We start from the raw sequence: 26,639 nt of genomic DNA on the forward strand, positions 1-26,639 counted from the left end.
GCGACCCCGCCCCCCGGCACGCCCGCGAGCCCTCCCGCTGTCATCGCGGCGCCCAACGAACCGTTGGTGCGGGGCGCTTGACGCAGGGCTGGTCTAGTCCATACCGTCATCGGCCATCAGCTGTTCATGTAGTGAAGCGATGTTCACCTACATGAACAGCTGTCCAGATCCCCCCACCCCGCTGTCCCACCCCCCTCAACGGCTTGCCCCCCACGACGTGCACCCCGGGTGCGCACACGAAGGAGCCGTCCCGTGCTGAAATCCGCCGTCAGAGCCCTCGCCGCGGCCCCCGCCGTCCTCGCGATGGCTGCCACCGCCGTCGTCGCCACCGGCGGCTCCGCGAGCGCCGCCGCCAACCCCGGCCCCGGCTTCCCCGCCCACTATGCCGCGCCCTACGTCGAGACCTGGAACTCGCCCTCGGCGATGACGAACGCCCGTAACGCGACGGGCCTGAAGTACTTCACCCTCGCCTTCGTCATCGACGGCGGCGGCTGCAACGCCATGTTCAACGGCGACACGCCCGTCACCGACGCCGGCTGGACCTCCGCGGTCAACTCCCTGCGGGCCGCCGGCGGCGACGTCATCGTCTCCTTCGGCGGTGCCTCCGGCACCGAGGTCGGCCTCTCCTGTACGACCGTGTCCGCGCTCAAGGCCCAGTACAAGAAGGTCGTCGACGCCCTCAACCTCACCCGCGTCGACCTGGACGTCGAGGGCAGCGCGATCGCCAACACCGCGGCGAACGACCGCCGCAACAAGGCGCTCGCCCAGCTCCAGCAGGATTACGCGGCCGCCGGGCGCAAGCTCGACGTCCAGTACACCCTGCCGTCCATGCCGAACGGCCTGGACGACAACGGGACGAAGCTGCTCTCCAACGCCAAGAGCAACGGGCTGAACGTCAACCTCGTCAACATCATGACGATGGACTACTACGACGGGACCCGCGACATGGGCAAGGCGGCCACCGACGCCGCCACCGCCCTGCGCGGCCAGCTCGGCGCCATCTGGCCGGAGAAGTCCGACGCCCAGCTGTGGGCGATGGAGGGCAACACCCCGATGATCGGGGTCAACGACGACACCAGCGAGATCTTCACCACCGGCAACGCCGCCACGCTCGCCAACTTCGCCCAGTCCAAGGGCATCCAGGAGCTCGCCTTCTGGGCGCTCGGCCGCGACAAGGCCTGCGCCACCAACGGGCAGCTCTCCGACAGCTGCAGCGGGACCCCGCAGAGCGCCTGGCAGTTCTCCTCCGTCTTCAACACCGTGACCGGCGGCGGCACGACCCCGCCGCCCACCGGATCCACCGGCCAGATCACCGGCCTCGGCGGCAAGTGCGTCGACATCGCCGCCGCGAGCAGCGCCAACGGCACCGCCGTCCAGATGTACGACTGCAACGGCACCACCGCGCAGCAGTGGACGGTGGGCAGTGACGGCACGCTGCGCGCCCTCGGCAAGTGCATGGACCTCACCGCCGCCGGCACCGCCAACGGCACCAAGGTCCAGCTGTACGACTGCAACGGCACCGGCGCCCAGGTCTGGCAGCGCGGCAGCGGGGACACCCTGGTCAACCCCGCCTCCGGCAAGTGCCTGGACGTCACCGACAAGTCCACCGCCAACGGCGCCCGGCTGCAGATCTGGACCTGCGCGGGCGGCACCAACCAGCAGTTCCACCTCCCGGCCTGACGGCCCCACCGCCGCCGCCCGGCGCACCGCGCGACCGCGGTGCGCCGGGCGGCCGCATGCCAGGATCGGTGCGTGACCGACGACCAGGCACCCGTGACCGCCGACGCCCTCCGGGAGCGCATGCGCTCCGCGCCCGTCCTCGGCGGACCCCTCCCGTCCTTCGACCCCGCGACCGCCGGACCCGAACCCGGGCCGCTGTTCGCCCGCTGGCTGGCGTACGCCCTCGACGACGGCGTCCCGGAACCGCACGTCATGACCCTCAGCACGGCGGACGCCGCCGGCCGGCCCTCGGCACGGGTGCTCATGCTGCGCGGCGTCGACCTCGACCGTCCCGCTTTCGACTTCGCCTCGGACGCGGCCAGCCGCAAGGGCCGCGACCTGGCGGACCGCCCCCACGCCGCGCTCACCTGGTACTGGCCGCGGCACGGCCGGCAGATCCGGGTGACCGGGCCGGTCGAGACCCTGGACCGCGCCACCGCCCGCCGCGACTTCCTCGGCCGCCGCGAGGCCTCCCGGATCGCCGGCTTCACGGGCGTGATGAGCGCCCCGATGCAGGGGCGCGCCGCCTACGAGGAGGCCCGGCGCCGGGCCACCGGGCACGTCGCCGCCCACCCCGACGAAGTGCCCGAGGGCCACACCGTCTACCGGCTCGTCGCCGACGAGGCCGAGTTCTGGCAGGCCGCCCCCGCCCAGGGCCACGTCCGCCTCCGCTACACCCGCGACCCCGCCGCCCCCGGCGGCTGGACACGAGGACTGCTCTGGCCCTGAGGCCTCACGGCAGGTGCCGCACCCCCGGCGGGCCGGAAGCGGTGCGGACGCGGGCGGCGTCCCGGCCCGGCGGGGCGCCGAACAGTCGGCGGTACTCGCGGTTGAACTGGGTGGGGCTGGCGTAGCCGACGACATGGCCGACGCCCGCGACGTCCTCGGGCCGGGCCACGAGGAGCGAGCGGGCCTCCTGGAGGCGGATGCGTTTCTGGAACTGCAGGGGGCTCATGGTCGTCACGGCGCGGAAGTGCCGGTGGAAGGCGGAGGGGCTCATGCCGGCGAGACGGGCGAGGTCCTCGATCCGCAGGGGCTCGGCGTAGTGGTCACGGATCCAGTGGATGGACCGGCTGACCTGGGACAGGCCGCTGTCGGCCAGGCCGATCTGACGGACCATGGCGCCGTGGGGGCCGGTGAGCAGCCGCCAGAGGATCTCCCGTTCGATCATCGGGGCGAGCACGGGGGCGTCCGCGGGGTGGTCGAGCAGCCGCAGCAGCCGCACGACGGCGTCGAGGAGGTCGGGTCCGGCCTCACCGGTCGCGATCGCGGGCGGGGCGGACGCGGCTCGGGCCCGGCGCCCGGGCGGTGCCTCCAGCAGCAGCGGGGCGATGGCGGCCGCGCGCAGGACCAGCCCCATGCCCAGCGCGGGGTGCCGCGGGCTCATGTCCACGTAGTGGCCGGTGACCGGCAGGACCGCGGTGACCACGAGGTACTGCCCCGCCCGGTAGTCGTGCACCTCGTCGCCGAGCAGCAGGCGCTTGCCGCCCCGGGCCATGACGACCAGCAGCGGTTCGGTCAGCGAGTAGTCGGGCGGGGCGGTCGCCACCCGCGAGAGCAGCAGCCCGTCGATGGGCGTCCGCAGGTCGGGCCGGGCGTGGGTCGAGATGAGGCCGCGGACCTCGTCCAGGAGGTCGGAAGGGGTGCGCACACCTCACCGAACCATCCCCTCCAGAGGCCCGGCAAGCCCGATCGGGGCGAAGTCGGCAGGATCGGGCAAGAGCCCGCGAGGATCGGTCTACCCCGCCGGAGCCGTCTCCCGTTGCATGGAGTGGACAGATTCCGACGCACAAGGGAGCACGTCCATGCCGCTCGACCACTATGTCACCCTCGGCCGATCGGGGCTGCGGGTCAGCCCGTTCGCGCTCGGCGCGATGACCTTCGGCGAGGACCCCGGCGGCGCCGGGTGCAGCGTCGAGGAGTCGGAGAAGATCCTGGCGACCTACCTGGACCGCGGCGGGAACTTCATCGACACCGCGAACTTCTACACCAACGGCCACTCGGAGCGGATCCTCGGCGACTGGTTCGCCGCCCACCCCGGGCGGCGCGAGCACGTGGTGCTGGCGTCGAAGTTCTTCACCAACCTCTTCCCCGGCGACCCCAACGGCGGCGGCGCGGGCCGCGGTTCGATCGTCGCCCAGCTCGACGAGACCCTGCGCCGCCTGCGTACCGACCACCTGGACCTGTACTGGCTGCACAACTGGGACCGGCACACCCCGATCGAGGAGACGATGCGCACCCTCGACGACCTGGTGCGCGCGGGCAAGATCCGCTACATCGGCTTCTCCAACACCCCCGCCTGGCTGACCGCGCAGGCCCAGACCACCGCGCTGCTGAAGGGCTGGACCCCGCTGATCGCGCTGCAGGTCGAGTACTCGCTGCTGGCCCGCACCGTGGAGGGCGAACTCGCCCCGCTCGCCCTCGACCAGGGCATGGCGCTCGTGCCGTGGAGCCCGCTGAAGAACGGCTTCCTGTCCGGCAAGTACCGGCGCGGCGGCGCGGTCGCCGACTCCGCCCGCACCTCGTTCGTGGGCGGTCCCGGGGAGGACGAGTACCCCGTGATCGAGGAGGTCGCCGCCGTCGCCGACGAGCTGGGGACCACCTCGGCGGCGGTGTCCCTGGCGTGGCTGCGCGCCCGCGAGGGCACCGTCGTGCCGATCGTCGGCGCGCGGCGACTGGAGCACCTCGAGGACAACCTCGCGGGCCTCGAGACGGTCCTCGCCCCGGAGCACCTGCGGCGGCTGGACGAGGTGTCGGCCCCGGTGCTGGGCTATCCGGCGCCCCTGCACGGCGAGTTGCAGGCGATGCTGCAGTTCGCGGGCACCACGGTCGACGGCCGGGCGTCCTCGGTGTACCCGCCGCTGCTGCAGAGCGACGTCCGCTACTGAACCGCCCGCGGCGCCCGGCCCGGGGCCGGTCCTGGGGACGGCGTCATCCCTGAGGAGGACGCGGCGCACGGGGGTGCCCGTCCAGCGCAGGACGGCGGAATGGGACCGTGCGGCGATGCCGCCCGGGCGTGCCGTCTGATGGGGTGGACCGCGTGCACTGGAACGATTCGCGGCTCGGCGCCGAGCTGCGCACCGTGACCGCCGCCGCCCGGCGGCGCGCCACGAGGGACGGGGACCGGCAGGTCGACACCGCGCACCTCCTGCACTCCCTCCTCGAGGCCGACCCGCGGGCGCGGGAAGCCGTGGACGGTGCGGCGGGCGCGGCCGGTACGACGGGTGCCGCCGCCGGTGGCGGGCGGGTGGCGCGCGTCCTCGGCTACCTCGCGCAGCGCAGCATCGGCTACGGCATCGCCTGGCGGGACGCGGTCGAGGACCCGGGCGCCGGAAGCGTGCTCACCGCCGTGGACGCACCCGGCTGGAGCCCGGCCGCCGCCGCGGCCCTGCGCGCGGCCGCCGTCCGCGCCGGGGAGCGGGACGCGCCGCGGGCCGACGGCACCGACCTGCTCGCCGCGCTCGTCGCCGACCGGGGGAGCCGGGCGGCGCAGGTGCTGAGGTCGGCGGGGGTTGAACCGGAGGTCCTGGCCGGGCGCCCGCACCTGCCACGTACCGAGGGCGACAGTCGCCACAGGGATGACGGTCCTGTCGCGAGCTGACATCATGGCCCGATGCATGTGTCTCAGGGGAGGAACGCCGGGCTCTGGCTCGCGCTGGTGTCCGCGTTCGCGTTCGGCGGTTCGGGGGTGGCGGCCAAGCCGCTGATCGAGGCGGGGCTCGACCCGCTGCACGTGGTGTGGTTGCGCGTCACCGGCGCCACACTCGTCATGCTCCCCGTGGTGCTGCGGCACCGGGCGCTCCTGCTGCGCCGCCCCGGTCTGCTGCTCGGCTTCGGCCTGCTCGGCGTCGCCGGCGTCCAGACGCTCTACTTCGCGGCGATCTCCCGCATCCCGGTCGGCGTCGCGATCCTCGTGGAGTTCCTCGGTCCCGCGCTGCTGCTCGGCTGGGTGCGCTTCGTCCAGCGCAAGGCGGTCAGCAAGGCCGCGGCGATCGGTGTCGTGCTCGCCGTCGGCGGCATGGCCGCGGTGGTCGAGGTGTGGTCCGGGCTCGCCTTCGACCCGCTGGGCCTGGCGCTCGCCTTCGGCGCCGCCTGCTGCCAGGTCAGCTACTTCGTCCTGGCCGACCACGGCAGCGAAGGCGACGACGCGCCGGACCCGGTCGCCGTCATCGCCTACGGCCTGGCCATCGGCGCCGTCGTGCTCACAGCGGTCTCCCGCCCCTGGTCGATGGACTGGTCGGTGCTCACCCGGCAGGCGGCGCTCGGCGAGACCGACGTGCCCGCGGTCCTGCTCGTCGGCTGGGTCGTGCTGGTGGCCACCGTGCTGGCCTACCTGACCGGCGTGGTCGCCGTACGACGGCTGTCGCCGCAGGTGGCCGGAGTCGTGGCCTGCCTGGAGGCGGTGGTCGGCACCGTCTTCGCGTGGGTGCTGCTGGGCGAGCACCTCGCCCTGCCGCAGGTCATCGGCGGAACGCTCGTACTGGCGGGCGCCTTCGTCGCCCAGACCGCCAAGAAGCAGGGCACGACCACGGTCGTCGCCTCCGGCACCCCGGCCGACACGGAGGCCGCCGCGTCCGCGACGCAACCCGCGTAACGCTCCCGCCGGCTGCGGCGCCGCCCTGCGGGGGTCTCGGGTAGGTGGTCGTCGCGGCGACGCGCCGCTGCTGAGGACCAGCACGACCGTCCGGGACACCTGCGCGGCCTGTGTCGCCCCCGTCCGGGTCGCTAGGCGCGCCGGCCCCTTGGCCCGGCCACGTCCCGTGGGGTCCGGGGGTGTTCCAGCCGCCGGGCCGCCGGGGCCGTCACCAGTGTGGCGCTGGTCCGCGTGCCGCGGACAGCGTTGGCGCGGCGTGGTCCGCCGGAGTCACCGGTAGGTGGTTGTCGCTCGTCGTCGCGGCCACGCGCCGCGGGCGGCCGGGGCGTTCTGCCCGCGGGGGTCCGGCACCGGCGGTCGCGTTGGTCCGCGTGCCGCACGCTGGTGTCGGGGGCGCGGCCCCGCTGGCGCGGCGGCCGGGTCCGCCCCCGGCACAGCGTGATCGTCCCCGACCGGATCGTCAGGCGCGCTGCCCCACCGGGCCGGCACGCCAGGTCGGTCCGCCCGGTCCGGTAGCGGCGGTCGCGCTCGTCGGTTCGTCCCAGGCTGTGGCCCGCGGGCCGTGGAGAGCGTCCGACCCGCCAGGCCGGGAGGCCGCGGCGGTCGTGGTGCCCGCGGTGCCGTGCGCCGACGGCGCTCCTCCGTCCATGCTTCCGCAATCACCCCTACAACCATTCCTCCCCACGGCGTGTCAAAGACCGTGCCGGAGAAGGAAACGGGCTCTTTCCGGACACCCCCGCACCGCCCGGTCGTTCTTGAGCGAAGGAGCCGTTCATGCGCAAGAACCGCTCGGCTGCGGTCACCGCGGCGTCGTTTCTCCTCATCACGGGCGCGGCCATCGCCACCGCGCCCGCCTCCGTCGCCGGGACCCCCGGCGGCACCCATGCAAGTGACCGCAACCGGGACTTCAACGGCGACGGGTACGAGGACGTGCTGACCGGCGCGCCCGGCGCCACCGTGGGCGGGCGTTCCGGCGCCGGTGCCGTCACCGTGCAGTACGGCGGGCCCAAGGGGGTCACCACCAGCGCCAAGGTCTTCAGCCAGAACACCTCCGGCGTGCCCGGCGCCGCCGAGACCGGCGACGCCTTCGGCCAGGCCGTGGCCAGCGGGGACCTCGACGGGGACGGGTACGACGACGCCGTCGTCGGCATCCCCGGCGAGGACCTGGGCGGCGTCGGCGCCGACGCGGGCGGCGTCGTGGTCCTGTGGGGCTCGGCGAAGGGGCTGTCCGGCGCCGCGAGCGACTGGCTGCAGTCCGTCAGCGCCATGAAGGGTGACCGGTTCGGCAGCGCCCTGGCCGCCGGGCACTTCACCACCTACGTCCCGGGTGACCTGCTCGCCGTGATCGACAAGGTGGGGCTGTCGATCTTCCAGTACGAGTCCGTGCCGCAGGCCGCCGCCCGCAAGGGCGGGGACGCGGGGACCTTCACGCCCTTCAAGGACCGGCGGCGCACGCCGCTCGCCCGGCAGGCGGAAGGGCCCGGCATCGCACCCACCTCGCTGACGACCGGCGACTACGACGACAACGGCCTGGCCGACCTCGTGGTCTCCGGCCTCAGCCTGGGCGACGAGCCGGGCTACGGCTGGTCGTACGTCCTCCTCAGCGACGACATCGATCCGCTGCCCGTCACCGCCCTGCGCGGCGGCCCCGTCGTCGCCTCCGGCGACGTCAACGGCGACGGCTTCGACGACCTGGTGACCGGGGAGCCGCACAGCCCCGACGACGGCGGCGCGTCGATGACCGGCGGCATGGTCGGCGTCTACTACGGCAGCCCGGACGGGCCGGTCGGGCAGGAGGGTCCGGGGAGCCCGCCCGTGTGGTGGACCCAGGACGACGCCGGCGTGCCGGGTGTCTCGGAGCGCGGTGACGGCTTCGGCTCGGACCTCTCCGTCGGGGACGTCAACCGCGACGGGTACGCGGACGTCGCGATCGGCGCCTCAGGCGAGGACATCGGCAGCGTCGCCGACGCCGGAGCCGTGTGGGTGCTGCGCGGTTCGGCCGGGGGCCTGACCACCGCCGGTGTCCTGGACGTCAGCCAGAACACGGCGGGCGTCCCGGGCGCCGCCGAGAAGGCCGACAAGTTCGGTGCCCAGGTCTCCTTCACCGACCCCAACCGCGACGGCTACTTCGGTCTGCTCGTCGCGGCCCCGGGCGAGAACACCAACGACGGTGTGGTGTGGGTGTTCTCGGCGGGCGCCGGCGGCCTGAAGCTGCCGGGGAGCTGGACGTACGGCGGCGGCTCGCTCGGCGCCCCGTCCCAGAACGCCCGGTTCGGCGCGGCGATCGACGACTAGCCGCGCTGCCCGAGGCGGCGCAACTGCTGGGTCCGGGCGGCGTCGTCGCCCGGACCGTTGCGCTCGGCCAGCAGCCCGCTGACCCGCCACTGGGTCTCGCGCGGGCGGTTCCCGCCGAACTTGAACTTGGCGCGCACGTCGGTGACCTCCAGCCGCAGCCCGCGGATCCCGGGCAGCATCCGGCCGAACGGCGCCTGGCCGGGGACGACGGGGGCGTGGTCGCCGCGCGGCTGGAAGTGGGCGAGCTGCCGGTGGAGCAGGTCCGCCTTCTCCTGCGGGTCGTCCACGAGGTGGGCCACGCACAGCAGTTGCACGGCAGCGTAGTAGCTGGTGGGCGTCCCGTGCTCGGGCGGGGTGCCCTCGGGGGCGTGCCAGGGGCCGGGGATGAAGGTGTAGTCGTCGACGACGCTGAGCGTCACCTGGGGGTGGGCCTCGATCGCGGCCCACAGCGGGTTCGGCCGGGCGAGGTGGGTGACCGCCTCGCGCCGTACGGCGTCGTAGGCGAAGTGCAGCGGCTGGACGAACGGGGGCGCGCCGTCGAGTCCGTTGACCGCGAGCTGGCCGAAGTCGCGCGCGGCCAGCCAGTCCTGCCACTCGGCCTCGTCGAGGGCGGCGTCCCAGGGGTGGACGAGCATGCGCGGGGCTCCTTTCAGCGCGCGGTGAGGTAGCCGGGGACGGTGATCGACGGGTCGAGGTCGTCGGCGGGTTCGGGCGTCCCGTAGGAGCGGGTCACCGGCAGCACGCCCGTCCAGTGGGGGAGCGCCAGGTCCTCGGGGTCGTCGCCGGGGCCGCCGGTGCGCACCTTGGCCGAGACCTCGTGCAGGTCGAGGGCGATGACGGCGGTGGCGGCCAGTTCCCTGGCGTTGGCGGGGCGGGAGTCGGCGGCGCGGCCGGGCACGATGTGGTCGACGAGGGCGTCCAGGGCCGCGGAGCGCTCGGCGGGGTCGGTGACCTGGCGGGCCACGCCGTGCACCACCACGGAGCGGTAGTTGATCGAGTGGTGGAAGGCGGACCGGGCCAGCACGAGCCCGTCCAGGTGCGTCACGGTCAGGCAGACCGGGAGCCCGGTGTCCTCGCCGGCGCCGCGCAGCGGACGGGAGCCGGTGGAGCCGTGCACGTAGAGTCGCTCGCCGACGCGCGCGTAGAGGGTCGGCAGCACGACCGGTGCCCCGTCGCGGACGAAGCCGAGGTGGCAGAGGTAGTCCGCGTCGAGGATCGCGTGCACCAGGTCGCGGTCGTACGAGGCGCGCTCGCGGCTGCGGGTCGGGACCGTGAGGTCGGTGGGAGCGTACGCATCGGCAGCGGAGGGCGTGGCGGACATGGCGCGATCCTTTGCACTAGTGCATAATGCTTTTTGTGCTAGGAGAGTACACGTTCACCGGTCGGGGCGCAGCGGACATCGCGGCGAGCGTCGAACGGGCCATCGGGGAGGGCGCGCTCGCGCCCGGCGCCGCGCTGCCGCCGCTGCGGGAGCTCGCCGCCGGACTCGGCGTCAACCCCAACACCGTCGCGGCCGCCTACCGCCTGCTGCGCGACCGCGGCGTCATCGAGACGGCGGGCCGGCGCGGCAGCCGGGTGCGCCGGCGTCCGGCGACCACCGCGCGGGACGAGATCCGCCTGGAGGTGCCGCCCGGGGTGCGGGACCTGTCCACGGGCAACCCGGACTCCGCCCTGCTGCCCCCGCTCGGGGAGGCGCTGGCCGAGGCGGCCGCCCGCAACGCGCGGCAGCCCACGCTGTACGGGCGGTCCCCGGTCGAGGAGGAGCTCGCCGCGCTCGCGCGTGCCGCCTTCGACGCCGACGGGGTGCCGGCCGGCCCGGTCGGCCTCACCTCCGGTTCGCTCGACGCCATGGAGCGCGCGCTCACCGCCCACCTGCGGCCGGGGGACGCGGTGGCGGTGGAGGACCCCGGCTGGGGCAGCGTCTTCGACCTCGTCCCCGCCCTGGGGCTGCGCGCGGTCCCGGTCGGCGTGGACGACGACGGCCCGCTGCCGCACGACGTGGACGCCGCCCTGCGGCAGGGCGCGCGGGCGCTGATCGTCACCGACCGCGGCCAGAACCCGACCGGGGCCACGCTCTCCGCGGCGCGCGCCGGCGAACTGCGCGCCGTCCTGAGCGGCCACCCGCAGGTGCTCGTCATCGACGACGACCATGTGAACGGCCTGACCGAGCTGCCGCTGCACCCGCTCGCCGGGAGCACCCCGCACTGGATGCTGGTCCGCTCGACCGCCAAGGCCTACGGCCCCGACCTGCGCCTGGCCGTCCTCACCGGCGACCCGGTCACGCTCGACCGGGTCCGCGGCCGCTACCGGCTCGGGCCCGGCTGGGTCAGCCATCTGCTGCAGCACACCGTCGCCCACCTCTGGCGCACCGGAGCGGTCGACGTCCCGGCCGTCTCCGCCGCGTACGCCGCGCGCCGCGACGCGCTGGTGCGGGCGCTGGCCGACCGCGGCGTCCCCGCGCACGGCCGCAGCGGCATGAACGTCTGGGTCCCGGTGCCCGACGAGACCGGGGCGGTCGCCCGGCTCCTGCAGGCGGGCTGGGCGGTCGCGCCCGGCGCCCGCTTCCGCCTGGACTCCCCGCCGGGCATCCGCATCACCGTCTCCCCGGTCGCGGCGGACGAGGTCCCGGCCCTGGCCGACGCCGTCGCCGCCGCCGTCCGGCCGCACCGCGCCGGGCGCTTCGGCTGACGGGGGCGCGGGCCGGAGGGGGTCAGGCCGCCGGACGGCGCTGGGTCAGCGCCGCGCCGGCGAGCACGACGAGGGCGCCGACCGGCTCGTTCCACGTCAGGTGCTCGTCCAGCAGGGCGACACCGGCCGCGGTCGCGATGACCGGGATCAGGTAGGTGACCATCGTGGCGATGGTCGGGCCCTTCTCCGCGACGATCCCGTACTGCAGGAGGAAGGCGATCCCGGTGCCCAGCGCGCCCAGCGCCACGACCGACAGTGTCGGCCAGAGCGGGAACGAGCCCGGCGTGGAGGTGAACAGCGGGGCCAGCACGGCCAGTTGGACGGTGCCGAGCAGCAGCTGTGCGGAGGACATCGACAGCGCCGAGTTGCCGCTGCCGCTCAGGGTGCGGCGCACGTAGATCCACCCCACCGCGTAGCTCGCGGAGGCGCCCAGCGCCATCGCGGTGCCCGCCGGATCCGTCCCGGAGAAGCCCTGCCAGGCGCCGAGGACGGTCAGCACGCCGACGAAGCCGATGCCGACCCCCGCGACCCGCTGCCGGGTCGGCTTGTCGTCCGAGAGCGCCACCACCGACAGCACCATGCTCCACAGCGGGGTCGTGGCGTTGCAGATCCCCGCGAGCGTGGAGGGGATGGTGAGCTCCGCGTACGCGAAGAGTGTGAACGGCAGCGTGTTCAGCAGCAGCGCGGCGACCGCCATGTGCCCCCAGGTGCGGGCGCCGCGCGGCATCCGTTCCCGCTTCACGGCGAAGGCGGCGGCCAGCACGGCGGTGCCGAAGACCATGCGGCCGAGCGCGACCTGCAGCGGGGCGTACGCCTCGGTGCCCACCTTGATGAACAGGAAGCTGAAGCCCCAGATGAGCGCGAGCACGGCCCAGCTGACGCGCCAGTCCACGACGGGGCGGCGGCGCGCGGTGACCGATGGGGCGGCGGGGGCGGGTGAGGTGCCGGCGGGGGAGGGGGCGGCCACGGCGGCAGGGTGGCGGGTGCTGGGTGCGCTCATGGCCATCACCATGACGGATTGAACCTCTTAGGACAAGCGAGAAAACCTGCCGGTGATCACGTAGTGTTGCTTACATGTTGAACCTCGAGCGCCTGCGCATCCTGCATGCGATCTCCACCTACGGCTCGGTGAGCGCCGCGGCGGACGTCCTGCACGTGACCACCTCGGCCGTCTCCCAGCAGATGGGCAAGCTCGAACGCGAGACCGGGCAGACGCTGCTGGCCAGGAACGGCCGCGGGGTCCGCCTCACCGACGCCGGCCGGCTGCTGTCCGGGCACGCCGACCGCATCCTCTCCCTCGTCGAGCTCGCCCACTCCGACCTGGAGGCGCACCGCGGCGCCGCGGTCGGCGAGCTGCGCATGGGGGCCTTCCCCACCGCGGTGCGCGGCCTGTTCCCGCAGGCGCTCGCGGCGACGCGGCACGACCACCCCAAGCTGCGCGCGATGGTCCACGAGATGGAGCCCCAGGACGCGCTGGCCCGGCTCGTGCGCGGCGACATCGACCTCGCGGTCGTCCTCGACTGGTACAACAAGCCGCTGTCGCTGCCCGGCGGCCTGGCCAAGGAGCCGCTGCTCGACGACCTCGCCGACGTGGTCGTCCCCGAGGGCCACCCCCTGGCGGGCTGCGACGAGGTCGACCTGGGCGACCTCGCCGACGATGACTGGATCGCCTGGCCGGACGGCGGCTTCTGCCACGAGTGGCTGCTGTTCACCCTGCGCGGCAAGGGCGTGGAACCGCGCATCGCCCACCACGCCGAGGAGCACCCCACCGTGCTCGCCCTGGTCGCCGCCGGCCTGGGCGTCGCCGTCGTCCCGCGCCTCGGCCGCGGCTCCCTCCCGGCCGGGGTCCGCGCGATCCGCGTGCGCCACACCATGAAGCGCCACATCTACGCCGTCTGGCGCTCCGACGCCGACCGCCGCCCCGCCATCCGCGCCGCCGTCGAGGCCCTGCGCCGGGCAGGGGAGGACGTGGCGGCAGCCGAGGGCTGATCGCCCTCGGGGATGCCGGTGCGCGCGTGGTCCAGGACGACATGGGCTAGCCGAGGCCGGGCATCTTGCGGAAGTCCCAGGAGACGACGGAGTCCGGGGTCAGGCGCAGCCACGCGTGGCGGCCGTCGTGGGGCATGGACTCCAGGCCGAAGTTCTTGGCCGCGAACAGCCGCTCGACGACCTCCAGGTCCGGGTGGGGCCCGCCGGTGCGGGGCGCCTCGCCGACGAACTCGACGGTGCCGGAGAGCTCGACGCCGCGCAGTTCGCCGTACTCCGTGCCGTCGTCGACGACGACCGCGACCCGCGGGTCACGCCGCAGGTCGGCCCAGCGGCGGCTGCGGACGATCGAGTACAGCCACAGGGACGTACCGTCCCAGACGAACCACAGCGCGCCCACGTGCGGGCGGCCGTCGGGCGAGACGGTCGCGACGCGGCAGGTGCGCTGCGCGCCGAGGAAGGTGTCGATCTCCTGCGGGGTCATCATGATCCGGCGTCCGCGCCGCTGTGCGACGGCCATGTGCGCCCCCACTTCCCTGCCTGACGGTTCGTCAGATACGGTCACCTGGGACGACGGTAGGGCAGCCGCGCGCGAGGGGGCAAGCATGACGGACGGCAACCGGGACCGCAGGCTCGACGCGCTCCTGACCCCCCGGTCCACCGCCGTGCTCACCGTCGAGTGCCAGCGCGGGGTGGTCGGCCCGGACGGCGCGCTGCCGGAACTCGCGGCCGCCGTACGGGCCTCGGGGGCGCTGGACGCCACCGCGCGGCTGGTCACCGCGGCCCACGCGGCGGGCGCCACCGTGGTGCACGCCGTCGCCGAACGCCGCGCCGACGGCCGCGGGTCCAGCCGCAACGCGCGGATCTTCCGCGCCGCCGAGCGGCTGCCCGTCCTGCAGGTCGCCGGCACACCGGCGGTCGAGGTCGCCGAGGAGATAGCGGTCGGTGCCGGCGACTTCGTCGTGCGACGGCTGCACGGGCTGTCGCCGGTCGCCGGCACCGGCCTCGACGCCGTGCTGCGCAACCTGGGCGTGCGCACGGTCGTCGTCACCGGGGTGTCGGCCAACGTGGCCGTTCCCAACGCCGTCTTCGACGCGGTCAACCTCGGCTACCAGGCGGTCGTGCCCGCGGACGCCATCGCCGGGGTGCCGCAGTCGTACACCGCGGACATGGTCCGGCACACCCTCGCGCTCGTCGCCACGGTCACCACCGCCGACGAGGTCATCGGCAGCTGGAAACGGTCCGGGCCGGGCCCGGGGGGCTCAGGCCAGGGCCACTGAGTCCCCCTCCACCTTGATGTTCGCCGCCGGCAGCGGCTGGGTCGCAGGGCCGTTGGCCACGCTGCCGTCCTTGATGCTGAACTTGCTGCCGTGACAGGGGCAGTTGATCGTGCCGCCTGCGATCTCGTTGACGGCGCAGCCCTGATGAGTGCAGATCGCCGAGAACGCCTTGAACGAGCCCGCCTCGGGCTGGCAGACGACGACCTTCTTGTCCGCGAAGATCTTGCCGCCGCCGACCGGGATGTCCGAGGTCTTGGCCAGCGCCGCCTCGGCCCCGCCGCCGGCGGGCGCCGACCCTCCGGTCCCCTGGTCGCCGCCCTGCGGGGGCGCGGCAGGGCTGTAGGCGCCTGCGGAGTCGTTGGAGTCACCGCACGCGGCCAGCGCGGCCGCGAGCCCCGCCGCACCCACCCCGGCGACCACGGCGCGGCGGGTCGGAGCTCCTGCGGTGCCAGTCGTCTCGGCCATGCGTCACACATCCTGTTGCCTCGTCCGTTCCGGACCGCCAGCCGGGGCCCGGGAGCGTCGTTCACGCCCTGCCCTGTCGTACGGACGAGATGGGTGAGCCGTTCAACCATCCCCCGGAAAATCACAGGGCACGGCCGCTCGCGCCGGCGACTGCCCGTGCCGGCGGCCACTGCCACCGTCCGGCCGGTTCAGCCGTCGAAGTCGACGTACCACTTGGGCGCGCACTCCAGGACGCCGTAGACCCGCAGGCAAGGCCGCACCGCGTGGTACCGCCCCTGGACCGTCGGGGAAGGCGTCCACCCCGTGGTGCCTGAGTGATACCGCTGACAGTAGTCGTAGCCTCCATTGGCCGTGACCTGTGCGTTGGTGCGGTAGCCGTGGCCGGCCTTCTCTTCGGCGGCCGTCGGTGAGAAGGCGTTGATGGAACGGTCGATCGAGACGTACGAGCCGTCGGGCACGTAGGCGCCGCCGTAGGCGCCCGCCGACTGGATGCCGGTGTAGAGACGTGTGATGATGCCGCGCAGCGTCACCGGATAGTTGGGGGCCCCGACTTCGGAGTACGCCACGTACTCGGTCGGTGGGGCCACGCACCGCTCGGCGGCTTGCGCCGGTGATGTCGTGCCCAGCACGGACAGCGGGGCGATCAGCAGCCATGCTGCCACCCAGGCGCGTACGCGCCCGCGTCCGAGTTCCAAGGTTGCCCCCCGGTGTGTATCCGCCCTTATCGGGCGTCATCGGAGTGCGCAGGCTAGCACCGGACTTCACCGTCCTGCCATGAACATGGCGAAGTTGCCTCCCGTGGCCGAACGCCGGCGTCGTGTGCTCCGCCTAGGATGCGCCCATGGAGGAAGTGACCGGGATCCGCTACGTCACGCCGTTGCGTGAGGGCGGATCGGTTCCCGGGGTCGTCGAGGCCGACGACCTGGGGACCTACGTGGTGAAGTTCGTGGGCGCCGCACAGGGGCGCAAAGCACTGGTCGCGGAGGTGATCGCGGGGGAGCTGGCCCGGCGGCTGGGCATGCGGGTGCCGGTGCTGGTGCGGTTCCAGTTCGACCCGGTGATCGGGCTCGGCGAGCCGGACCAGGAGATCCAGGACCTGCTGAAGGCCAGCGGCGGCCTCAACCTCGGCATGGACTTCCTCCCCGGTGCGCTCGGCTTCGACCCGCTGGTCTTCGAGGTGGAGCCCGGTGAGGCGGGCCGGATCGTGTGGTTCGACGCCCTCGTGGGCAACGTCGACCGCTCGTGGCGCAACCCGAACATGCTGGTCTGGCACCAGGACCTCTGGCTGATCGACCACGGCGCCTCGCTGATCTTCCACCACAACTGGAAGGGCGCCGACCAGGCCGCGGACAAGCCGTACGACGCCGCGGACCACGCCCTCGCCCGCTTCGCCCCGGACGTCGAGGCCGCCGCCCGCGACCTCGCCCCGCGGGTGGACGAGGCGCTGCTGCGCGAGGTCACCGCACAGGTCCCCGACGAGTGGCTGGTGGACGAGCCCGGTTTCGCGGGCCCGGACGAGGTGCGGCGCGCGTACGAGCGGGTGCTGCTGGCGCGCGCCGGCTCCGTGGGGGAGCGGATCACCCTCGCCCCGAAGCAGCAGGAGAAGCAGGCGCCGCCGGAGTGGCTGCGCACCTGGGTCGAGGGGAAGGCCGCCAAGTGAGCACGGCGAGCGGGCGCGATGTGTTCGAGTACGCCCTGGTGCGCGTGATGCCGCGGATCGAGCGCGGCGAGCTGATCAACGCGGGTGTGCTGGTCTACTGCCGTGCCAAGTCCTTCGTGGGCGCCCGGGTCCACCTGGACGAGACGCGGCTGCGCTGCCTCGACCCCGACGTGGACGTCGCCGGCGTGCGGGCGGCGCTGCGCGGCTACGAGGGCATCTGCGCGGGCGGTGAGCGGGCCGGGCAGGCGGCGGAGGACGATCCTGGGCGGCGCTTCCGGTGGCTGACGGCGCCGCGCAGCACCATCGTGCAGCCGGGCCCGATCCACACCGGGCTGACCGAGGACCCGCAGGCCGAGGTGGACCGTCTGCTGGATCTTCTGGTGCGCTGAGCCACATCGGCGCGGTGGGCGTTGACACAGGGTCACTGCGCTCCTACGGTTTCGGCTACGGGACGTACTAAGCGGTCGCTCACCTGCGCGACCGCTCCCACAGGGCTGAGGAGAGCAGATGTCGACCACCGAGCAGCGCGTAGCGATCGTGACAGGGGCGGCGCGCGGCATCGGCGCCGCCACCGCCGTGCGCCTGGCCGCGGAGGGCCGCGCCGTGGCCGTGCTGGACCTCGACGAGACCGCGTGCAAGGACACCGTCGAGCAGATCACCAAGGCGGGCGGCCGGGCCGTCGCCATCGGCGCCGACGTCTCCGACGAGGAGCAGGTCGCGGCCGCGGTCGCGCGCGTCGCCGCGGAGCTCGGGGCGCCGACGATCCTCGTCAACAACGCGGGAGTGCTCCGCGACAACCTGCTGTTCAAGATGAGCGCGTCCGACTGGGACACGGTCATGAACGTGCACCTGCGCGGCGCCTTCCTGATGACCCGCGCCGTCCAGAAGCACATGGTGGACGCCAACTTCGGCCGCGTGGTCAACCTGTCCTCGTCCTCCGCCCTCGGCAACCGCGGCCAGGCCAACTACTCCGCCGCCAAGGCGGGCCTGCAGGGCTTCACCAAGACCCTCGCGCACGAGCTCGGCAAGTTCGGCGTCACGGCCAACGCGGTCGCCCCCGGCTTCATCGCCACCGACATGACGGCCGCCACCGCCTCCCGCATCGGCATGGGCTTCGAGGAGTTCCAGGCCGCGGCCGCCACCCAGATCCCCGTCCAGCGCGTCGGCAACCCGGACGACGTCGCCAACGCCATCGCCTTCTTCACCGGCGACAACGCGGGCTTCGTCTCCGGCCAGGTGCTGTACGTGGCCGGCGGACCGCTCGACTGAACCGCGACAGGAGACCCGCATCATGAGCAACCAGCCCGACAGCGGACGCGTCGCGATCGTCACCGGCGCCAGCCGCGGCATCGGCTACGGCATCGCCGAGGCGCTCGTCGCCCGCGGCGACCGCGTCGTCATCACCGGCCGCAACGAGGAGGCGCTGAAGGAGGCCGTCGAACGGCTCGGCGCCGACCGGGCCCTCGGCGTGGCCGGCAAGGCCCACGACGAGGCGCACCAGGCCGAGGTCGTCGAGCGGACGATGGAGGCCTTCGGCCGCGTCGACTACCTCGCCAACAACGCCGGTACGAACCCGGTCTTCGGCCCGCTCGCCGAGCTCGACCTCGGCGTCGCCCGCAAGGTCTTCGAGACCAACGTCATCTCCGCGCTCGGCTTCGCCCAGCAGACGTACAAGGCGTGGATGAAGGAGAACGGCGGCGCGATCGTCAACATCGCCTCCGTGGCGGGCATCAGCGCCTCCCCCTTCATCGGCGCGTACGGCATGAGCAAGGCCGCGATGGTCAACCTCACGCTGCAGCTCGCCTCCGAGATGGCGCCCGGTGTCCGCGCCAACGCCATCGCCCCCGCGGTGGTCAAGACCAGGTTCGCCTCCGCCCTCTACGAGGGCCGCGAGGAGCAGGCCGCGTCCGCCTACCCGCTGGGGCGGCTCGGCGTGCCCGAGGACATCGGCGGCGCCGCCGCCTTCCTGCTCTCGGACGCGGCTGCCTGGATCACCGGCCAGACCCTGGTCGTGGACGGCGGCATCTTCCTCAACGCCAGCGTCGGCGCCTGAGGCTTGCGTTCGTCCGCACTCCAACGTGCACAGTCCCTGGTGCCGGCCGCCGTAGCGGCGGCCGGCACCAGGGACCCGCCCGTATCCGAGGAGTGCGCACCATGCGATACCGCACACTGTCCGGCGGCGCCGGACCGAAGGTCAGCACCCTGTGCCTGGGAGCCCTGCCCTTCGGCACCACGGTCGACGAGGAGACCTCCTTCGCGATCCTCGACCGCTTCACCGAGGCCGGCGGCACCTTCGTCGACACCGCGAACAACTACGCCTGCTGGGTGGACGGCGCCACCGGCGACGAGAGCGAACTGCTGCTCGGCCGCTGGCTGCGCAGCCGACGGGCGAGGGAGCACGTCGTGCTCGCCACCAAGGTCGGCGCCCGTCCCGACCTCACGCGCGGTACGCGGTGGATCGACGACGAGGGCGGGCTCGGCAACGCCGAGGGCCTGGCCGGGCACGTCGTCCGGGCGGGCCTGAGGGAGAGCCTGCGCAGGCTGGGCACCGACCGCGTCGACCTCCACTACGCCCACGTCGAGGACCCGCGCGTCCCGCTGGAGGAGACCGTGGGTGCCTTCGCCGGCCTCGTCGCGGACGGCACGGTCGGTACGCCCGGCGTCAGCAACCACGCGACGCGGCGCATCGCCGAGGCCCGCCGGATCGCCGCGGAACGGGGCCTGCCGGGGTACCAGGTCGTCCAGCAGCGGCACACCTACCTCCGGCCGCGGCCGCAGGCGCGCTTCGGCATCCAGCGGCACGCCGACGCCGAACTCCTCGACCACGTCCGCACCCAGCCCGACCTGACGCTGCTGGGGTACTCCACGCTCGTCCACGGCGCCTACACCCGGGACGACAAGGCGGTGCCCGGGCAGTACCGGCACGGGGGGACGGAGCGGCGGCTGCGCGTCCTGCGGGAGGTGGCGCGGCAGGCCGGGGCGACCCCCAACCAGGTCGTGCTGGCCTGGCTGCTGGGCGGGGACGTGCCCGTCCTGCCGGTGCTCGGGGTGAGCAGCGTCGCGCAGCTCGACGAACTCCTGGCGGCGGCCGACCTGGACCTCGAACCGGAGTTGCGGGCCCGGCTGGACGCGGCCTGACCCCCGGCCGGGCGGATTGTCGGTGCGGAACGGTACGTTCGTCCCCAGTAACGGATCGCGTACCGGAGGTTCCCGACGTGCCCATCACGCTGCCCGAGTCCTGGCAGGCCGTCCTCGGTGAGGAGCTGGAGAAGCCCTACTTCACCCAGCTCACCGAGTTCGTGGAGGAGGAGCGCGGGAAGCACAAGGTCTTCCCGCCGCGCGAGCAGGTCTTCGCGGCCCTGGAGGCCACGCCCTACGACAAGGTGAAGGTGCTGGTCCTCGGCCAGGACCCGTACCACGGCGAGGGCCAGGGGCACGGGCTGTGCTTCTCGGTGCAGCCGGGTGTCAAGACCCCGCCCTCCCTGCGGAACATCTTCAAGGAGATGAAGGAGGAGTACGGCTACCCGATCCCGGACAACGGCTACCTGATGCCGTGGGCGGAGCAGGGCGTGCTGCTGCTCAACGCGGTGCTGACGGTGCGCGAGGCCGAGGCCAACTCGCACAAGGGCAAGGGCTGGGAGAAGTTCACCGACGCGGTCATCAGGGCCGTTGCGTCCCGGCCCGACCCGGCGGTCTTCGTCCTGTGGGGCAACTACGCCAAGAAGAAGCTGCCGCTGATCGACACCGAGCGGCACGCGGTCGTCCAGGGCGCCCACCCGTCGCCGCTGTCGGCCAAGCTCTTCCTCGGCAGCCGTCCCTTCACCCAGATCGACGAGGCGCTCAAGGCACAGGGCCACGACCCGGTGGACTGGCGCATCCCGGACCTGGGCCGCTGAGTCCGTGCCCGGGCCGGGCGACGCACGGGGGTCGTCGCCGGGCCCGGGCCGAGGGGGGGAGATGCCGATGGAATGGACGGGATGGACGGGGCCGCGCACGGGCAGGGCGCGCCGCCGGGCCGAAGCGGCGGCATGGACGGCCGGACTCGTGCTCGGCGCGTTTGTCGACGTCCGGGTGATCCAGCACCTTCTGACGGCGGACGTGGCGCCGGCCTCCGTCGCGTCGCGCGGCGCGGTGCTCGGCACCTGGGCGACGGACGACGGGGACGGTTCCATCAGGTTCGACCCGGACGGCCACTTCTCCGCCTCCCGGATGCCCGCCCAGGTCTTCATCCCCGGCCGGTGGGTCGACGGGGTGAAGACCACGGGCGGTACCTGGACGTTCCACCACCGCTACGTGGAGCTCGACGGGTTCTCGGGGCTGGGCATCGTCGAGGACTGGCGCGACGACACCCGCCTGTGCGTGGAGTCCGGCGACCCGGGCGTGCTCTGCGACGAGTTGCTGCACCGGGTGCCGGACTGAGGCGTCAGTCGCCCGTCACCCCGTCGATGCGTTCGCGGATCAGGTCGGCGTGGCCGTTGTGGCGGGCGTACTCCTCGATCATGTGGACGTAGATCCAGCGCAGGGAGATTTCGTGCTTGCCGCGGCGCAGCCCGATGTCGTCGAGCGACCGGTGGCGGGTCAGCTCGCGGGCGTGCGCGATCTCGGCGCGCCAGGTGGCGAACGCCTCGGCGGTGTCGGCCTGGGCGAGGTCGTGGAACTCGCCGTCGGGGTCATCCTCGGTGAGGTAGAGCGGGGGCACGTCCTCTCCGGCGAGCACGGTGCGGAACCAGCCCCGTTCGACCCCGGCCATGTGCCGGACCAGGCCGAGCAGGGTGAGGTCGGAGGGGGGCGCGCTGGGGGTGCGCAGCTGTTCGTCGTCCAGGCCGGCGCACTTCATCGCGAGGGTGTCGCGGTGGAAGTCCAGCCAGCTCTCCAGCATGGTGCGCTCGTCGGCGATGTAGGGCGGGTCGGTGCGCTCCGGCGTCGTCGTCATGGCCGCCATGATGGCGGGGGCCTCTGACGGCGTCGACGCATTAACCGGCCGAGCCGCCGGAGCCGCCACCGAGCATCCCGCGCAACAGGTCGGCCGCGCCCGCCCGCAACTCGGCCTCGGGCGGGGGCGAGGTGGACCCGGCGCCCGCGACGGAATGGAAGAGGACGCCGTCGCACCACGCGATGAGCGACCGTGCGTGACGCTCCGGCTCGGCGGAGCCCACGGCGCGCAGCATCGCCTCCAGTTGCTCGCGGAAGGCGCGACCCGCGGTGTCGTAGACCGTGCGCAACTCGGGGCGCCGGGTGGCCTCCAGGGCGAGTTCCAGGCGGGCGCGCGTGAGGTCACGGGCCTCGGTGACGGAGCGGTGCAGGAAGTGTGCGAGCAGCGCGGCCAGCCCCTCGGGCCCGGGCGCGGACGCGGGGGCGTGGGCCGTCTGCGACTCGCGGAAGGCCAGCCTGCGGACCGCCGCCTCCAGGAGGGCCGCGCGGGTCCGGGCGTGGTTGGACGTCGAGCCCTGCGGCAGACCGGCCGCCTCGTCGACCGCACGGTGGGTCAGCCCGCGCATGCCCCGCTCGGCGAGCAGGGCGAGTGCGGTGTCTGCGATCAGCTCGGGGCGGGACGTCTGCGCGGTGCTCATGACGGCAACCTACCGGCCCCGGCTCCGGCCCCGCCCTGCTCGTGTACCGGCGAGCGGCATCGTCGTCACCTGGGTTCGGCGTGACGGAAGGCCCCGACGCCGGCCGGTTCACCCGGGCCGAGGCGGCGGGACGCCGCCCGGGCCCCCGCCCCGCCGTCCTTCCCTCACCCGGTGCCCGGGCAGCCCGTCGCCTGCCGGGCCTGACGAGCCAGGGTGGGGGTCTCGGGCGGCACCGTCACCGGGATCCGGCGTGGCCGGACCCCACCCCCGTCGGCCGGGGCGAAGGGCGCCTTTGCAGGACGGGGTTGGCCCGGGTGGGCCGTCACCCGGCTCGGTGTCACCGCGCGCCTTGACGAGGGCCTGGGCGACCGTCGTCCCCGCTTGTTCCCTCGCCGGTCGGTGGACCGCCGTAGGGGTTCCGGAACCGCGCCGAGGCCCTGGGCGGCACCGTCTCCGGGTCCGGTGCCGCCGGACGTCGCCGTCCCCAGGTTCGCGTGCGGCTCCGGCGCCCTCCCCGGGATACTACAGATGTAGTACGCTCCACTACACCTGTAGCCTGCGGAGGGGAGCCGAAGCCATGGGCCGCACATCGCGTCAGCCGTACGCCGTCGTCGTCGGAGCCGGCATCGGAGGGCTGGCCGCCGCCGTGGCCTTGCGCCGGCGCGGATGGCGGGTGACCGTCCTGGAGCGGGCCGCGGCGCTCGAACCCGTCGGAGCCGGGATCGGCATCGCGCCCAACGGCCTGCGTGCGCTGGACGCGCTCGGGGTCGGCGGGGCCGTGCGCGCCATGGCCGCCTTCCAGGGCGAGGGCGGGCTGCGCCGCCCCGACGGGCGCTGGCTCTCCCGGACCAGCGGCGAGGCCGCCGCCGAGCGGTTCGGCGGACCCGTGGTGATCGCCCACCGGGCGGAGTTGGTGGCCGTGCTGTCGGGCCTCCTGCCGGACGGCGCGCTGCGCACCGGGACCCGGGTCCTGTCCGCCTCCCCCGGGGGGAAGGTCACCACCGGGGACGGGACGATCGACGCCGATCTGGTGGTCGCCGCCGACGGGATCAACTCAGCCGTGCGCGCCGCGCTGTTCCCGGCGCACCCGGGGCCGGTCTACAGCGGGTTCACCAGCTGGCGCACGGTCGTGCCGGCACCCTCCGCGTACCTCCCGCACGAGACCTGGGGGCGCGGCCGGCTGTGGGGCACCGTCCCGCTCACCGGCGGCCGCGTCTACTGCTACGCGACCGCCGTGACCCCGCCGGGCGGCCGCGCCCCCGGCGGGGACGAACGCACCGAGCTGCGGCGGCTGTTCGGCGACTGGCACCAGCCGGTGCCCGAGCTGATCGACTGCGCCGCCCCCGGCGCAGTGCTCCGCAACGACGTCCACCACCTCGCGCGAGGGCTGCCCGCCTTCCACCAGGGGCGCATCGCCCTGCTCGGCGACGCGGCGCACGCCATGACGCCCAACCTCGGCCAGGGCGGCTGCCAGGCCCTGGAGGACGCCGTCGTCCTCGCCCACCTCGCCGCCCCCGACGCCGCGGACGAGGCCGTGGCGCGCGCCCTGGCCGCCTACACCGCGCAGCGGCTGCCCCGCACGACGGGCGTCGTACGCCGCTCCTGGAGCATCGGGAGGCTCACCACCTGGTCCTCGCCGCCCGCCGTCGCGCTGCGCGACGCCCTGTTCGCCACCGTCAACCGGGTCGGCCCGCGCCTGGCCCTGCGCAGCCTCGACGGGATCGCCGACTGGCGGCCGCCGGCCGGCCCGTATGCTGCCGACGGCACAGGTCAGGCACAGCAGGCGTAGGCGGGAGCGGCACATGGAACCCCTCAGGATCGGGGTCATCGGACTCGGCGACATCGCGCGCAAGGCGTACCTGCCGGTGCTGACCGCGCAGCCGGGGGTGGAACTCCACCTGCACACCCGCACCCGCGCCACCCTCGACGCCGTCGGCGACACCCACCGGGTCCCGGTCCCGCACCGCCACGAGACCCTCGACGCCCTGCTCGACCAGGGGCTCGACGGGGCGTTCGTGCACGCCCCCACCGAGACGCACGTGGAGATCACCGAACGCCTCATCGCCGCGGGCGTCCCCGTCTACGTCGACAAACCGCTCGCCTACGACCTGGCCGGGGCCGAGCACCTGGTGCGCCTCGCCGAGGAGCGCGGGGTCGGGCTGACGGTCGGCTTCAACCGCCGCCACGCGCCGGGCTACGTGCAGTGCGCCGACCACCCGCGCGACCTGATCCTCCTGCAGAAGAACCGCATCGGACACCCGGAGACCGCGCGCACCGTCGTCTTCGACGACTTCATCCACGTCGTCGACACCCTGCGCTTCCTCCTCCCCGGCCCCGTCGAGCACACCGACGTCCGGGCACGGGTCCGCGGCGGGCTGCTCCACCACGTCACGCTCCAGCTGTCCGGCGACGGCTTCACCGCGATCGGCGTGATGAACCGCATGAGCGGCTCCAACGAGGAGGTCCTGGAGGTCATGGGCCAGGACAGCAAGCGCCAGGTGTTCAACCTGGCCGAGGTCGTGGACCACAAGGGTCAGCCCACCGTCCGCCGCCGCGGCGACTGGGTCCCCGTCGCCCGCCAGCGCGGCATAGAGGGCATCGCCCTCGCGTTCCTCGACGCCGTACGGCACGGCAAGCCCCTCGACGCCCGCGACGCGCTGCAGACCCATGAACTGTGCGAGCGCGTCGTCACCGCCGTGACCGGGCAGACCTCCTGAGCGCCGCCTCGTACGCGCCCGCCCCGGCCAGCAGCAGCACCGCCAGCCGGGGCACCCAGTCGCCGAGCCGGTCGTACGGGCTGCGCCCGGAACCCAGCGGCACGTCGTAGACCTGCGCCGCGCTGCGCGACGTGCCCAGCGACGGGCCGATCCGCTCGCCGCGGGCGTCGTGGACCGCACTGATCCCGGTCAGCGTCGCGTGCACCATCGGCCGCCAGGACTCGGCCGAGCGCAGTGCCGCCAGCGAGGCGTGCTGCGCGGGCGCCCAGCTCCCCTGGAACGAGGACGTGGAGGACTGCGCCACCAGCAGCTGCGCCCCGTCGTCCGTGAGGTGCCGGCTCATGTCGGGGAACGCCGACTCGAAGCACACCAGGGGCCCCAGCCGCACCGTGCCCGCGTCCATGACCACCTGGTGGTCCCCCCGGATCCGGTCCTCACCCGCCGCCCTGCCCACCGACGTGGCCCAGCCCAGCACCGTACGGGCCGGGACGTACTCGCCGAACGGCACCAGCCGCATCTTGTCGTAGCTCGGGCCGACCGGCCCGTCGGGGCCCATCAGGACCGAGGTCTTGGATATCCCGAGGCCGTCCGCCCGCCGGGCGTCGACGTTGACCAGGATGTCGGCGCCGACGTCCCGGGACAGCGCGGCCAGCCGGTTCGCCAGGCCGGGGCGGGCGGACAGGTCGAAGCCGACGCTGCTCTCCCCCCACACCACCAGGTCCACGCCCTTGCCCGCGAGCGTACGGGTCAGCCGCTCCCCCTGGTCGAAGCGCGGTTGCGGCCCGCTGATGACCCCCGGCTGCACGACCGCCACCCGCACGGACTCCCCGCTGCGGCCCGGGACCGGCGCCCAGGCCCACACCGCCGTCGTGCCCACCGCCGCGGCGGCCAGCACGGACCCCGCGGCCGCCCGGCAGGAGGGCACCACGAGCAGCGCGGCCAGGGCCGTGTTGACCGCCACCACCAGGAAGCTGACCAGCCACACGCCCCCGATCGAGGCCAGCCGCAGCGCCGGCGTCACCTGCCACTGGCTCGCCCCCAGCAGCCCCCACGGCCCGCCCAGGTACTCCCACGACCGCACCAGCTCGACCAGCAGCCAGGCGGACGGCACCAGCACCGTCGCCGCCAGGACCGTACGGCGGCCCGGCGTGCCCCCGAGCAGCCGCCGCACCAGCCACCCCCACGGCGCCCACAGGGCCCCCAGCAGCAGGGCGATGAGCACGATGAAGACGTGCAGGCTCGGGATCAGCCAGTGGTGCACGGCCACCATGAAGCCGGCCCCGCCCAGCCAGCCGTCCACGGCGGCCCGCCGCCCCGTCGGTGCGGCGCGCGCCAGCAGCATCCACGGCACGAGGGCGACGTACGCCAGCCACCACAGCGACGGCGCGGGGAACGCCAGCGCCGGCAGCGCCCCCGCCGCCGCGGCCGCCGCACCGCGCGTCCAGGGTGAGGCGAGACGGGGGGAGACCGTCCGCGGCCCGTCGACCTTCACCGTCACCTGCGCCACTCCTCACACTCGCCTGGCCTTAGTCTCGTTCGTCCGGACGGCCTTGCCCAGAGGGCCACGGCGCGTGAACCGGCGGCCCCGTGCCGTGCGCGCCGCGCCCCCGCCGCGCACGCCGGTTGAGAGTGCCCCGGCGGGGGACCATGCTGAGGGGGAACGGC

The 26,639-nt window shown here is 74.2% G+C and carries 28 protein-coding genes; 18 read left to right on the top strand and 10 right to left on the bottom strand.

What is annotated here, in order from left to right; translation table 11 throughout:
• Positions 1–252 precede the first annotated feature (252 nt).
• Both ABZ312_RS06405 and ABZ312_RS06410 read left to right on the top strand, forming a co-directional pair.
• Complete coding sequence (locus ABZ312_RS06405) at positions 253–1,680, top strand: RICIN domain-containing protein (RefSeq protein ID WP_500436629.1); 1,428 nt, start codon at positions 253–255, stop codon at positions 1,678–1,680.
• Between the two features lie 72 nt (positions 1,681–1,752).
• Positions 1,753–2,448 (top strand): pyridoxine/pyridoxamine 5'-phosphate oxidase, encoded by a 696-nt coding sequence (locus ABZ312_RS06410; RefSeq protein WP_500436631.1) that lies wholly within the window; start codon positions 1,753–1,755, stop codon positions 2,446–2,448.
• A 4-nt stretch (positions 2,449–2,452) separates the two neighbouring features.
• Here ABZ312_RS06410 and ABZ312_RS06415 read toward each other — a convergent pair whose 3' ends face one another.
• Positions 2,453–3,370: an AraC family transcriptional regulator gene (locus ABZ312_RS06415; RefSeq protein WP_500325143.1), complete on the bottom strand. Its 918-nt coding sequence runs from the start codon at positions 3,368–3,370 to the stop codon at positions 2,453–2,455.
• A 154-nt stretch (positions 3,371–3,524) separates the two neighbouring features.
• On the opposite strand from ABZ312_RS06415, the gene ABZ312_RS06420 reads away from it, so the two are divergent.
• The 4 genes from ABZ312_RS06420 to ABZ312_RS06435 all read left to right on the top strand — a co-directional run bounded on the left by ABZ312_RS06420 (position 3,525) and on the right by ABZ312_RS06435 (position 8,608).
• The gene (locus ABZ312_RS06420) at positions 3,525–4,607 is read left to right on the top strand and encodes an aldo/keto reductase (protein ID WP_500325141.1); all 1,083 of its coding nucleotides are present in this window, start codon (positions 3,525–3,527) and stop codon (positions 4,605–4,607) included.
• A 152-nt stretch (positions 4,608–4,759) separates the two neighbouring features.
• Positions 4,760–5,320: a peptidase gene (locus ABZ312_RS06425; RefSeq protein WP_500436633.1), complete on the top strand. Its 561-nt coding sequence runs from the start codon at positions 4,760–4,762 to the stop codon at positions 5,318–5,320.
• Positions 5,321–5,332: 12 nt separating this feature from the next.
• Entirely contained in the window at positions 5,333–6,313 is a 981-nt protein-coding gene (locus ABZ312_RS06430) for an EamA family transporter (protein WP_500325137.1), read from the top strand.
• 774 nt (positions 6,314–7,087) lie between these two features.
• The gene (locus ABZ312_RS06435; RefSeq protein WP_500436635.1) at positions 7,088–8,608 is read left to right on the top strand and encodes an FG-GAP repeat protein; all 1,521 of its coding nucleotides are present in this window, start codon (positions 7,088–7,090) and stop codon (positions 8,606–8,608) included.
• Here the strand turns inward: ABZ312_RS06435 and ABZ312_RS06440 are convergent.
• On the bottom strand, positions 8,605–9,243 hold the full coding sequence (locus tag ABZ312_RS06440; RefSeq protein WP_500325133.1) for an FMN-binding negative transcriptional regulator: 639 nt from the start codon (positions 9,241–9,243) through the stop codon (positions 8,605–8,607). The genes ABZ312_RS06435 and ABZ312_RS06440 overlap by 4 nt on opposite strands.
• Before the next feature lie 14 nt (positions 9,244–9,257).
• Entirely contained in the window at positions 9,258–9,929 is a 672-nt protein-coding gene (locus ABZ312_RS06445) for a pyridoxamine 5'-phosphate oxidase family protein (protein WP_500325131.1), read from the bottom strand.
• Positions 9,930–9,964: 35 nt separating this feature from the next.
• On the opposite strand from ABZ312_RS06445, the gene ABZ312_RS06450 reads away from it, so the two are divergent.
• Positions 9,965–11,296: an aminotransferase class I/II-fold pyridoxal phosphate-dependent enzyme gene (locus ABZ312_RS06450; protein ID WP_500325130.1), complete on the top strand. Its 1,332-nt coding sequence runs from the start codon at positions 9,965–9,967 to the stop codon at positions 11,294–11,296.
• Positions 11,297–11,318: 22 nt separating this feature from the next.
• Here ABZ312_RS06450 and ABZ312_RS06455 read toward each other — a convergent pair whose 3' ends face one another.
• Entirely contained in the window at positions 11,319–12,302 is a 984-nt protein-coding gene (locus ABZ312_RS06455) for a DMT family transporter (protein WP_500436702.1), read from the bottom strand.
• 68 nt (positions 12,303–12,370) lie between these two features.
• On the opposite strand from ABZ312_RS06455, the gene ABZ312_RS06460 reads away from it, so the two are divergent.
• A complete protein-coding gene (locus ABZ312_RS06460) occupies positions 12,371–13,285 on the top strand; it encodes a LysR family transcriptional regulator (RefSeq protein WP_500436638.1) in 915 nt (304 codons plus the stop codon).
• A 46-nt stretch (positions 13,286–13,331) separates the two neighbouring features.
• Here the strand turns inward: ABZ312_RS06460 and ABZ312_RS06465 are convergent, their stop codons facing one another.
• A complete protein-coding gene (locus ABZ312_RS06465) occupies positions 13,332–13,802 on the bottom strand; it encodes a pyridoxamine 5'-phosphate oxidase family protein (protein ID WP_500436639.1) in 471 nt (156 codons plus the stop codon).
• Positions 13,803–13,887: 85 nt separating this feature from the next.
• Here ABZ312_RS06465 and ABZ312_RS06470 point away from each other — a divergent pair, with 85 nt between their 5' ends.
• Positions 13,888–14,562, top strand: a complete 675-nt coding sequence (locus ABZ312_RS06470) for an isochorismatase family protein (RefSeq protein ID WP_500436641.1) — start codon at positions 13,888–13,890, stop codon at positions 14,560–14,562.
• Here the strand turns inward: ABZ312_RS06470 and ABZ312_RS06475 are convergent.
• Positions 14,545–15,027, bottom strand: a complete 483-nt coding sequence (locus ABZ312_RS06475) for a Rieske (2Fe-2S) protein (protein WP_499510498.1) — start codon at positions 15,025–15,027, stop codon at positions 14,545–14,547. The genes ABZ312_RS06470 and ABZ312_RS06475 overlap by 18 nt on opposite strands.
• 188 nt (positions 15,028–15,215) lie before the next feature.
• On the bottom strand, positions 15,216–15,722 hold the full coding sequence (locus ABZ312_RS06480; protein ID WP_500325125.1) for a hypothetical protein: 507 nt from the start codon (positions 15,720–15,722) through the stop codon (positions 15,216–15,218).
• 146 nt (positions 15,723–15,868) lie between these two features.
• Here ABZ312_RS06480 and ABZ312_RS06485 point away from each other — a divergent pair, with 146 nt between their 5' ends.
• The 7 genes from ABZ312_RS06485 to ABZ312_RS06515 all read left to right on the top strand — a co-directional run bounded on the left by ABZ312_RS06485 (position 15,869) and on the right by ABZ312_RS06515 (position 21,106).
• Complete coding sequence (locus ABZ312_RS06485) at positions 15,869–16,687, top strand: HipA family kinase (RefSeq protein ID WP_500325123.1); 819 nt, start codon at positions 15,869–15,871, stop codon at positions 16,685–16,687.
• The gene (locus ABZ312_RS06490) at positions 16,684–17,076 is read left to right on the top strand and encodes a DUF3037 domain-containing protein (protein WP_500325122.1); all 393 of its coding nucleotides are present in this window, start codon (positions 16,684–16,686) and stop codon (positions 17,074–17,076) included. Before ABZ312_RS06485 ends, ABZ312_RS06490 begins: the two co-directional genes overlap by 4 nt.
• A 118-nt stretch (positions 17,077–17,194) precedes the next feature.
• Entirely contained in the window at positions 17,195–17,956 is a 762-nt protein-coding gene (gene fabG, locus ABZ312_RS06495) for a 3-oxoacyl-ACP reductase FabG (RefSeq protein WP_500436643.1), read from the top strand.
• Between the two features lie 22 nt (positions 17,957–17,978).
• Complete coding sequence (locus ABZ312_RS06500) at positions 17,979–18,740, top strand: SDR family oxidoreductase (RefSeq protein WP_500325118.1); 762 nt, start codon at positions 17,979–17,981, stop codon at positions 18,738–18,740.
• Positions 18,741–18,841: 101 nt separating this feature from the next.
• Complete coding sequence (locus ABZ312_RS06505; protein ID WP_500357913.1) at positions 18,842–19,825, top strand: aldo/keto reductase; 984 nt, start codon at positions 18,842–18,844, stop codon at positions 19,823–19,825.
• A 77-nt stretch (positions 19,826–19,902) separates the two neighbouring features.
• The gene (locus ABZ312_RS06510) at positions 19,903–20,583 is read left to right on the top strand and encodes a uracil-DNA glycosylase (protein ID WP_500325115.1); all 681 of its coding nucleotides are present in this window, start codon (positions 19,903–19,905) and stop codon (positions 20,581–20,583) included.
• A gap of 67 nt (positions 20,584–20,650) precedes the next feature.
• Positions 20,651–21,106 (top strand): hypothetical protein, encoded by a 456-nt coding sequence (locus ABZ312_RS06515; RefSeq protein WP_500325113.1) that lies wholly within the window; start codon positions 20,651–20,653, stop codon positions 21,104–21,106.
• Positions 21,107–21,110: 4 nt separating this feature from the next.
• On the opposite strand, the gene ABZ312_RS06520 is transcribed toward ABZ312_RS06515, so the two are convergent.
• The gene (locus ABZ312_RS06520) at positions 21,111–21,629 is read right to left on the bottom strand and encodes a DinB family protein (RefSeq protein ID WP_500325111.1); all 519 of its coding nucleotides are present in this window, start codon (positions 21,627–21,629) and stop codon (positions 21,111–21,113) included.
• Positions 21,630–21,660: 31 nt separating this feature from the next.
• Positions 21,661–22,257, bottom strand: coding sequence for a TetR/AcrR family transcriptional regulator (locus ABZ312_RS06525; RefSeq protein WP_500325110.1), 597 nt, complete (start codon positions 22,255–22,257; stop codon positions 21,661–21,663).
• 577 nt (positions 22,258–22,834) lie between these two features.
• On the opposite strand from ABZ312_RS06525, the gene ABZ312_RS06530 reads away from it, so the two are divergent.
• Complete coding sequence (locus ABZ312_RS06530; RefSeq protein ID WP_500325108.1) at positions 22,835–24,046, top strand: FAD-dependent monooxygenase; 1,212 nt, start codon at positions 22,835–22,837, stop codon at positions 24,044–24,046.
• A gap of 13 nt (positions 24,047–24,059) precedes the next feature.
• Complete coding sequence (locus ABZ312_RS06535; protein WP_500325106.1) at positions 24,060–24,974, top strand: Gfo/Idh/MocA family protein; 915 nt, start codon at positions 24,060–24,062, stop codon at positions 24,972–24,974.
• On the opposite strand, the gene lnt is transcribed toward ABZ312_RS06535, so the two are convergent.
• Entirely contained in the window at positions 24,946–26,472 is a 1,527-nt protein-coding gene (gene lnt, locus ABZ312_RS06540) for an apolipoprotein N-acyltransferase (RefSeq protein WP_500325104.1), read from the bottom strand. The two genes, ABZ312_RS06535 and lnt, sit on opposite strands and share 29 nt — an antisense overlap.
• Between the last annotated feature and the right edge of the window lie 167 nt (positions 26,473–26,639).

It is taken from the genome of Streptomyces sp. NPDC006207, assembly GCF_040613835.1.
Classification (GTDB): Bacteria; Actinomycetota; Actinomycetes; order Streptomycetales; family Streptomycetaceae; genus Actinacidiphila.

Excerpts from the sequence above, each read along its gene's own strand:
- ABZ312_RS06420 (WP_500325141.1), top strand. The coding sequence starts at position 3,525 with ATGCCGCTCGACCACTATGTCACCCTCGGCCGATCGGGGCTGCGGGTC.
- ABZ312_RS06430 (WP_500325137.1), top strand. The coding sequence starts at position 5,333 with ATGCATGTGTCTCAGGGGAGGAACGCCGGGCTCTGGCTCGCGCTGGTG.
- ABZ312_RS06435 (WP_500436635.1), top strand. The coding sequence starts at position 7,088 with ATGCGCAAGAACCGCTCGGCTGCGGTCACCGCGGCGTCGTTTCTCCTC.
- ABZ312_RS06440 (WP_500325133.1), bottom strand. The coding sequence starts at position 9,243 with ATGCTCGTCCACCCCTGGGACGCCGCCCTCGACGAGGCCGAGTGGCAG.
- ABZ312_RS06445 (WP_500325131.1), bottom strand. The coding sequence starts at position 9,929 with ATGTCCGCCACGCCCTCCGCTGCCGATGCGTACGCTCCCACCGACCTC.
- ABZ312_RS06455 (WP_500436702.1), bottom strand. The coding sequence starts at position 12,302 with ATGGCCATGAGCGCACCCAGCACCCGCCACCCTGCCGCCGTGGCCGCC.
- ABZ312_RS06460 (WP_500436638.1), top strand. The coding sequence starts at position 12,371 with ATGTTGAACCTCGAGCGCCTGCGCATCCTGCATGCGATCTCCACCTAC.
- ABZ312_RS06465 (WP_500436639.1), bottom strand. The coding sequence starts at position 13,802 with ATGGCCGTCGCACAGCGGCGCGGACGCCGGATCATGATGACCCCGCAG.
- ABZ312_RS06470 (WP_500436641.1), top strand. The coding sequence starts at position 13,888 with ATGACGGACGGCAACCGGGACCGCAGGCTCGACGCGCTCCTGACCCCC.
- ABZ312_RS06475 (WP_499510498.1), bottom strand. The coding sequence starts at position 15,027 with ATGGCCGAGACGACTGGCACCGCAGGAGCTCCGACCCGCCGCGCCGTG.
- ABZ312_RS06485 (WP_500325123.1), top strand. The coding sequence starts at position 15,869 with ATGGAGGAAGTGACCGGGATCCGCTACGTCACGCCGTTGCGTGAGGGC.
- fabG (WP_500436643.1), top strand. The coding sequence starts at position 17,195 with ATGTCGACCACCGAGCAGCGCGTAGCGATCGTGACAGGGGCGGCGCGC.
- ABZ312_RS06500 (WP_500325118.1), top strand. The coding sequence starts at position 17,979 with ATGAGCAACCAGCCCGACAGCGGACGCGTCGCGATCGTCACCGGCGCC.
- ABZ312_RS06505 (WP_500357913.1), top strand. The coding sequence starts at position 18,842 with ATGCGATACCGCACACTGTCCGGCGGCGCCGGACCGAAGGTCAGCACC.
- ABZ312_RS06515 (WP_500325113.1), top strand. The coding sequence starts at position 20,651 with ATGGAATGGACGGGATGGACGGGGCCGCGCACGGGCAGGGCGCGCCGC.
- ABZ312_RS06520 (WP_500325111.1), bottom strand. The coding sequence starts at position 21,629 with ATGGCGGCCATGACGACGACGCCGGAGCGCACCGACCCGCCCTACATC.
- ABZ312_RS06525 (WP_500325110.1), bottom strand. The coding sequence starts at position 22,257 with ATGAGCACCGCGCAGACGTCCCGCCCCGAGCTGATCGCAGACACCGCA.
- ABZ312_RS06530 (WP_500325108.1), top strand. The coding sequence starts at position 22,835 with ATGGGCCGCACATCGCGTCAGCCGTACGCCGTCGTCGTCGGAGCCGGC.
- ABZ312_RS06535 (WP_500325106.1), top strand. The coding sequence starts at position 24,060 with ATGGAACCCCTCAGGATCGGGGTCATCGGACTCGGCGACATCGCGCGC.